Annotated in this window: 7 protein-coding genes; 5 read left to right on the top strand and 2 right to left on the bottom strand. The window is 44.1% G+C overall.

Translation table 11 applies throughout. The annotated features are described in order from the left end of the window. Positions 1–280 precede the first annotated feature (280 nt). The 5 genes from AC37HE_RS16030 (at position 281) to AC37HE_RS16010 (ending at position 3,619) form a co-directional block, all read left to right on the top strand. Positions 281–775 (top strand): hypothetical protein, encoded by a 495-nt coding sequence (locus AC37HE_RS16030; RefSeq protein WP_500783979.1) that lies wholly within the window; start codon positions 281–283, stop codon positions 773–775. A gap of 58 nt (positions 776–833) precedes the next feature. Beyond that, positions 834–1,169, top strand: coding sequence for a PadR family transcriptional regulator (locus AC37HE_RS16025; protein WP_500783977.1), 336 nt, complete (start codon positions 834–836; stop codon positions 1,167–1,169). A gap of 36 nt (positions 1,170–1,205) precedes the next feature. Further along, complete coding sequence (locus AC37HE_RS16020) at positions 1,206–2,807, top strand: PspC domain-containing protein (protein WP_500783975.1); 1,602 nt, start codon at positions 1,206–1,208, stop codon at positions 2,805–2,807. A 93-nt stretch (positions 2,808–2,900) separates the two neighbouring features. Continuing rightward, a complete protein-coding gene (locus AC37HE_RS16015) occupies positions 2,901–3,398 on the top strand; it encodes a hypothetical protein (protein ID WP_500783973.1) in 498 nt (165 codons plus the stop codon). Between the two features lie 20 nt (positions 3,399–3,418). Beyond that, complete coding sequence (locus AC37HE_RS16010) at positions 3,419–3,619, top strand: PspC domain-containing protein (RefSeq protein WP_500783971.1); 201 nt, start codon at positions 3,419–3,421, stop codon at positions 3,617–3,619. Positions 3,620–4,176: 557 nt separating this feature from the next. Here the strand turns inward: AC37HE_RS16010 and dcp are convergent. After that, on the bottom strand, positions 4,177–6,306 hold the full coding sequence (gene dcp, locus AC37HE_RS16005) for a peptidyl-dipeptidase Dcp (RefSeq protein WP_500783969.1): 2,130 nt from the start codon (positions 6,304–6,306) through the stop codon (positions 4,177–4,179). A 127-nt stretch (positions 6,307–6,433) separates the two neighbouring features. Further along, positions 6,434–7,017 (bottom strand): sensor histidine kinase (locus AC37HE_RS16000; protein WP_500783967.1); only part of this gene is annotated, 584 nt, incomplete at its 5' end.

Here is a 7,017-nt window from a genome sequence, read left to right as displayed (position 1 = left end):
ATAGAAATAGTTTAAAAAAAGTTCTATATCGAGTGTAACGAAACAGAAAAGCAGTCGTCTTAATAACGGAAACAGAAAACAACAAGTCTCAAAGAAAACAGAACAATTGAACATTTAGAAAACAGAAACAGAAACAAAACTAGCAGGAGGCGTTATCATGAAAACTAGAAACAACACAACAGGACACAGCAACAATCGAGTATTAAATGTATTGTTACGTTCAGCTGCCATTTTGGTCAGCGTGGTTCTATTAAGCTTCACTGTAAGCGCACAAAATCTTTTGAAAGAATTATTGAGTTATAACAGTTACGGTAAAATGGCTCTGATCTTAGTTGACGAAAATAACAAGGAAGAAGTGACCGAGACCTCGGGAACAGCAAATTCAGCAGCATTTACCATTGAAGAAGAAACTGAAGCTCCGTTAAATGTTGAAAGCTGGATGACTAACAGCAACTACTTCAATGCGACCAGCATTTTCACGCAAGTGGATTCCGAAGAACCTTTAGATATTGAAAGTTGGATGGTGGATGAAGATTTCTATACCAACCGCTATGCTCCCGAAGCAGAGGCTGGTTTGGAGCTGGAAGCCTGGATGACTGATAGCAACTACTTCAACTCAACTCGTGTTTTCACGCAGGTCGAAACTGAAAAGTCGTTAGAAGTTGAGAGCTGGATGGTAGACGGAGATTTCTACACTGGACGTTATGCTCCCGAGGCTGAAGCGAATCAGGAACTGGAAGCTTGGATGTGTGACTCAGACTTCTTCAACTTTTAAATGCAACACTGGAAAGGAAGAAAGAGAAAATAATACTGACGAAGAAAGGGAGAAGATCATGAAAATTGAAAACACAAAAGCACAAATGCGTAAAGGGGTTTTAGAGTACTGCATCCTACTGGTGCTGGATGGGAAGCCCCTCTACGCTAGTGATATTATCGACGAGCTGAAGAACTCGAAGATGATTGTTGTAGAGGGAACACTTTACCCGCTGTTGACACGATTAAAAAACGATGGCCTGCTGGCTTATCGCTGGGAAGAGTCGACCCAAGGGCCGCCGCGAAAATATTATGAGCTAACCGATGATGGAAAACAATTTCTGGAAGGATTGGCTGAATCCTGGAGTGAATTAGTCAATGCTGTGGAAACCATCAGAACCAGCCAAGAGAAATAAAAGAGGAAATAAAACTGAATACAAAATACGGAAACGATGAAAAAGACATTTACCATAAATATAAGCGGCAGTGTTTTCCATATTGAAGAAGATGCATACGAAAAGCTGAAAAGCTACCTGCATATGTTGACAAACCACTTTGGTTCGGATGAAGATGGCCGCGAAATTTTGCAGGATATTGAAGCTCGTATAGCCGAACTTTTCACGCAAAAAATGGAGAAGGAAGAGAAAGATGTTGTACTGGACAGTTGGGTTGACGAGGTGATTGAACGAATGGGTAAACCGGAAGACTTTATGGAAGCCGAAGGAGTAGATCCGGAAGATGAAGCCAGCCGACAAGAGACAACATCCGGAGCAAAGCATGTAAAACGGCGCATGTATCGCGATCCCGATCATCGGGTGTTGGGTGGTGTTTGTTCAGGTATGGGAGCCTATTTTAATATGGATCCGGTTATTCTCCGCGTGATCAACGTCATTTTGTTTTTTGCCACAGGAGGCACCTGGGCTTTGGTTTACCTGGTATTGTGGATTGCCGTTCCGAAGGCTAAAACTACAGCTCAGAAATTAGAGATGCGCGGACAGGAAGCTACGGTTTCCAATATCGAGAAATCGATAAAGGAGGAAGTAGCGGAAGTGAAGGAAAGTTATAATCGCTTCCGCAAATCCGATTCGTATAACAAAGGCCGTGAGCGTATGGCCGGCGCAGGTTTGGTCCTTTATGGTGCGTTAAAAGTATTTTTAAAAGTAGTTGGTGTAATACTTGGTGCGCTGATGATCATTATTGGATTTGTTGGCCTCCTGGCTTTCTTAATCTCGATGGTTGTTGGTCATTCTGTTATGAGTGCTGCACCGTGGGCTGGTCATTTTGCTGTTCCCGATGTTGCTCACTTTTTGATTGCTCCAGCTTCAATTACCATGCTGATGATTGCTATTGCCTTCCTGGTTGGTATTCCGTTGCTGATCATTTTATATGTTGGAACAAAAATCGTCTTTCGCTATAAATCGAGCAACAAAGTGATTTTGCTCTCCGGCCTGGGCGTATGGTTGGTAGCTTTGGTAGCAACCATTTTGATTTCAGTTGGGCAGTTGAACGATTATACCGAGCGCAGCACAGTTACTCAAAGTGTAACACTTCAGGAGCAAAACTTCAATACGCTTAACCTGCAGTTGAATGAGGGTGACTACCGGTTTTCACACAAACGGTCGCTCGATTTAGATCGGATGAAAGTGGTTAAAAAGAATGGCGAATCCGTGCTGTTGGGACGTCCGCGGCTGGATGTTGAAAAAAGCAATACCGGAGACTTTGTATTGATCCTTAAGAAGAAATCGCGTGGTAGCAGCGAAGCAGTCGCCGGACAGGAAGTGAAAGATATCGTCTATAACTTCAGCCAAAAAGATTCAACGCTTTATTTCGACCCCTATTATACGCTGAAGGATGGCCAACGATGGTTAGGACAAGAAGTGGATATGACCCTGAAAGTTCCGGAAGGGAAAGCTATTTACTTAAGTGATGATATGGTGAAAGTGATCTACGATATTGAAAATGTATCGAATACCTGGGATGGCGATATGGTTGGAAAAACGTGGGTGATGACTCCCGAAGGGTTGACGATGAAGGAAACAGAAACAAACCAATAAATCAGACCCGACTTGTATCCTGGACTTTTGTTTGCGGATAGTGGCTAAGGCTAAACTCCGGCAGGGCATCAAGTCGCATGAAAACACAGAACTATGAAAACAAGGAAAACTTTTTTACTGGCTTTTATCGTCTTGATGGCTGCCACTTCTCTGAAAGCACAAAGCAAATCGGATAAATTGTACGATACCTTTCAGAATAAACCGGGTGTAACTTATTTCGCCATCAATAAGAGCATCGATAGCGCTTTCAACCTGGATTTAAAGGATAAAGAAAAGACCATTGAAGGTAACTTGCAAGAAATCCGTTTGATGACCTACAATCCGGATAAAGGGCAACTTGGAGTGAAAGAGTTTTGTCGTAAATCGGCTAATTTACTACCCTCAGCTTATAAGCTTGTAGAAACCGACCAGGGAGATCACGCTCAAATATGGATGCTTGGAAATAAGAAGAATGCTAAAGAATTTCATATTCTCGTTAGCGGGAATGAAGCTACAGATATGTGTTTTTGGGCTTCTTTCTATGGCGATTTTAAGATGAAAGATTTGGATGGAATAAAAGAAATAGGTCTGGAAATGACCTCTAGAAAGTAAACAGAATAAACAAATAAGCTATGAAACGATTAATGAAATCATACGACCGTGTTTTTGCAGGGGTTTGCGGTGGTATTTCAGAATACATTAACCCCGAGTTGGATCCGCTGATCGTTCGTCTGTTTTGGGCAATCTTCTCGGTATTCAACCCGTTCCTGATCCTGGTTTACTTCGTGTTGGCCTTGGTGATGCCAAGTTCACACGCGGTAGAGTCGAAATAAATCAAGCAAATAGATTCTTTTTAATTAAACAGACAAGCACAAAAAATCCGGTTCTCGCATGAGTCCGGATTTTTTGATTATCCGGGAAAGTCATTCGGCGACGTAATTGGGTTCACAATGAACTGATCCAGTCGTTCTAGGTGGTTTCCAGGTAAGGGTTTGGCATTACCGGGTAGCAATCCGGGCCGTCCTGTTCATGTTCGAGCTAACCGAGTAGGGTTTTGGGCCATTCGAGTAGAGGTTAAGCTGACCGAGTGAAGATTTTTTTAATCCGAGTAGGACAGGGACGGGAAAAAGTCTACTCGGACGATTGGTTTTGTTACTCGGAGGCATGAATTCTTTACTCGGGAGCTTGCTTTTTGAACAGGAGCGTGAAATGATTTACTCGATTGCGGAAAGTGTTTACCCTCCTTCGTCTAGGCTTACTCGGGCTTGTTTATGAAATAGTCTGCTTGTATTTATGCAAAGAGCCCGGCTGTGAATTACAGTCGGGCTCCCTGTTTTGGGTTTATTCACAGGGTGACTTCAATTCCCCCGGTGAATAAAGAATATCGGTGTTAAAGCAATCCGCGGTTCTTCAACAAAGGCTTAATATCCGGGTCTTTACCGCGGAAGTCGTGGAATAATTTACCCAGATCTTCCGTGTTACCACGTGATAATACCATGTCGCGGAAACGCTGACCATTTTCGCGGGTGAGGCCGCCGTTTTCATTAAACCAGGCGAAAGCATCGTTGTCCAGCACTTCAGCCCATGCATAGGCGTAATAGCCGGCCGCATAACCACCACCCCAAACATGTTTGAAGTAGCTTGAGCGGTAACGCGGAGGGACTTGCTCCATATAAGCACCGTTCTTTTTGAGAGCTTCCTGTTCGAAAGCATCCGAATCGGTTACCTTGTCAGCGGTTGTCAGCGTGTGCCACTGCATATCGAGGATCGCTGCTTCCAGGAACTCGCTGAATGCATATCCTTGATTGAAAGTAGCTGATTTCTTGATTTTTTCAACCAGCTCTTTCGGCATCGGTTCACCGGTTTTATAATGCTTGGCGTAGTGGGCAAATACAGTTGGATACAAAGCCCAGTGCTCGTTAAATTGCGAAGGCATTTCAACAAAATCGCGCGACACATTCGTTCCCGACAGGCTTGGATATTCCTGGTTGGCAAACAAGCCGTGCAGCGCATGTCCAAACTCGTGGAACATGGTCGTTACATCGTCGTAGCTAATCAGTGCCGGTTCGCCCGGTGCCGGTTTCGCAAAGTTGCACACATTGTAGATCACTGGTTTTTTGCCCAGTAATTTGGATTGTTCGGTGATGTTACCCATCCAGGCACCGCCCGACTTGTTGTCGCGTTTGTAATAGTCAACATAGAAAAGGCCGATTGAAGAACCATCTTCGTTGAATACCTCGAACACCCGCACATCGTCGTTATAAACAGGAATGTCTTTCCGCTCTTTGAAAGTGATGCCGTACAATTGTGTTGCTGCATAGAAAACACCGTTTTCCATGACGTTATACATTTCGAAGTAAGGTTTGATCTGGCTTTCGTCCAAATCGTATTTTTCTTTGCGAACCTGTTCTGCATAGAAATCCCAATCCCAAGGTTCCAGTTTGAAGTTACCACCTTGCTTGTCAATTAACTTCTGAATGTCGGCAGCTTCTTCTTTGGCTTTGGCAATGGCTTGTGGGGCCAGCTTGTTCAATAGTCCTTCGGCCGCTTCCGGAGTTTTAGCCATTTGGTTTTGGAGGTTCCAGGCTGCGTAATTTTCAAAGCCCATTAAATGTGCTTTTTCAGCACGAAGATCGGCTAAGCGTTCAAGCATTTTACGGGTATCGTTGTCATCACCTTTTTCAGCACGGTTCCACGAGGCTTCGAACAGCTTTTTGCGTGTATCGCGGTTTTTCAACGATTTCAAGGCTGGTTGTTGCGTTGTATTCAGAATAGGAATCATGTATTTGCCGGGCATTCCTGCATCTTCAGCTTTTTGTGCTGCTGCCGCAATTTCGCCGTCTGAAAGACCGTCCAGTTCTTCTTTTGTGTCAACCACTAAAGCGCTGGCTTTAGCCGCTGAAAGCATCATATTGGTGAACTTGGTGTTTAGTGTTGCTTCTTCGGCATTCAGCTTTTTCATTTGCTCTTTGTCTTCAGCTGAAAGGTTCGCACCAGCCATTTCAAATCGTTGGTAGTATTTCTCAACCAGCTTTAACGATTCGGGATCAAGTCCCAGGTTTTCGCGATTGTCGTAGATTGTTTTTACGCGCTGAAACAGTTTGTCGTTCATGTAAATGGCATCGGAGTGGGCAGCCAGTTTGGGAGCTTCTTCCTCTTCAATACGTTGAATTTCCGGGTTGGTGTTGGCTCCGGTCAGCAGACCGAATACACCAGAAGCACGATTCAAGGTCTGGCCGCTTTTTTCCATAGCAACCAGGGTATTTTCAAAAGTAGGGGCTTCCGGATTATTGGCAATAGCTTCAATTTCTTCCATCTGCTCTTTCATCCCTTGTTCGATAGCCGGTTGAAAGTGCTCGTTTTTGATTTTGGTAAAATCAGGAGCGCCATAAGGCAAATTACTTTCCATTAGTAAAGGATTTTCTCCCATTGCTTCGTTGTTTTGTGTTTTTTGATTCGGGCCGCAAGCCGTACTTAGCAGTACGATGGCAATGGCCGGAACATAAAGAACTCTCTTCATATGCGTAAAGTTGTAAGTAAGTTGATCTTTTTTATGTGTGATATGTATGAGAATCGGTCAAATCATTACAAAAAGATCAAATTAAAATTACGGGGAGAAATGCTGCTCCGATAAATTAAGTTGCTCACTAGCTGAAGCGAAGGGTGAAGTTTGTTTCCTTTCCGGGAACCGAGCTTGCTTTGAGGCTACCTCCATGCAAGCGCATAATTTGGCGTGACAGGCTCAAACCAATGCCGGACCCGTTTTCGCGGGTAGTGAAGAATGGCACAAAGATTTCTTCCATCAAATCGGGTGGGATGCCGGGGCCGTTGTCTCGAACAATAATCTCAACCTGTCCTGCCGGAGTTTCCCGGCCAATCAGTTCAATCTCGCCTGTTTCCTGTTTGTCCAATGCTTCAACAGCATTTTTAACCAGGTTGATCAGCACTTGCGAGATGAGTTTTTCATCTGCCAAAACAAGTAATTGCTCAGTTGGACGTTTGACTGTTATGCGGGTATGATCGTCGGGAAGGGCGGCCCGGCGTAGCAGGGCCGTTTTTTCCAATAGATCAGAGACTGAAATCAGCTGCTTTTCTGGCTTTGGTAATCGGGTGAATTTGCGGTACGACTCCACAAAGCTGATCAAACCTTTGCCTTGTTCCTTGATGATATCCAGTCCACGAATGGTATTTTGAATCAGTTTGTCGCTGACTTCTGTTGTTACAATTGGTT

Source organism: Mangrovibacterium sp. (genome assembly GCF_059905295.1).
This window is presented reverse-complemented; position numbering and strand designations above follow the sequence as displayed.

Bases quoted from the DNA above. Each gene is read 5' to 3' on its own strand.
- AC37HE_RS16025 (WP_500783977.1), top strand. From the start codon at position 834: ATGAAAATTGAAAACACAAAAGCACAAATGCGTAAAGGGGTTTTAGAG.
- dcp (WP_500783969.1), bottom strand. From the start codon at position 6,306: ATGAAGAGAGTTCTTTATGTTCCGGCCATTGCCATCGTACTGCTAAGT.
- AC37HE_RS16020 (WP_500783975.1), top strand. From the start codon at position 1,206: ATGAAAAAGACATTTACCATAAATATAAGCGGCAGTGTTTTCCATATT.
- AC37HE_RS16015 (WP_500783973.1), top strand. From the start codon at position 2,901: ATGAAAACAAGGAAAACTTTTTTACTGGCTTTTATCGTCTTGATGGCT.
- AC37HE_RS16010 (WP_500783971.1), top strand. From the start codon at position 3,419: ATGAAACGATTAATGAAATCATACGACCGTGTTTTTGCAGGGGTTTGC.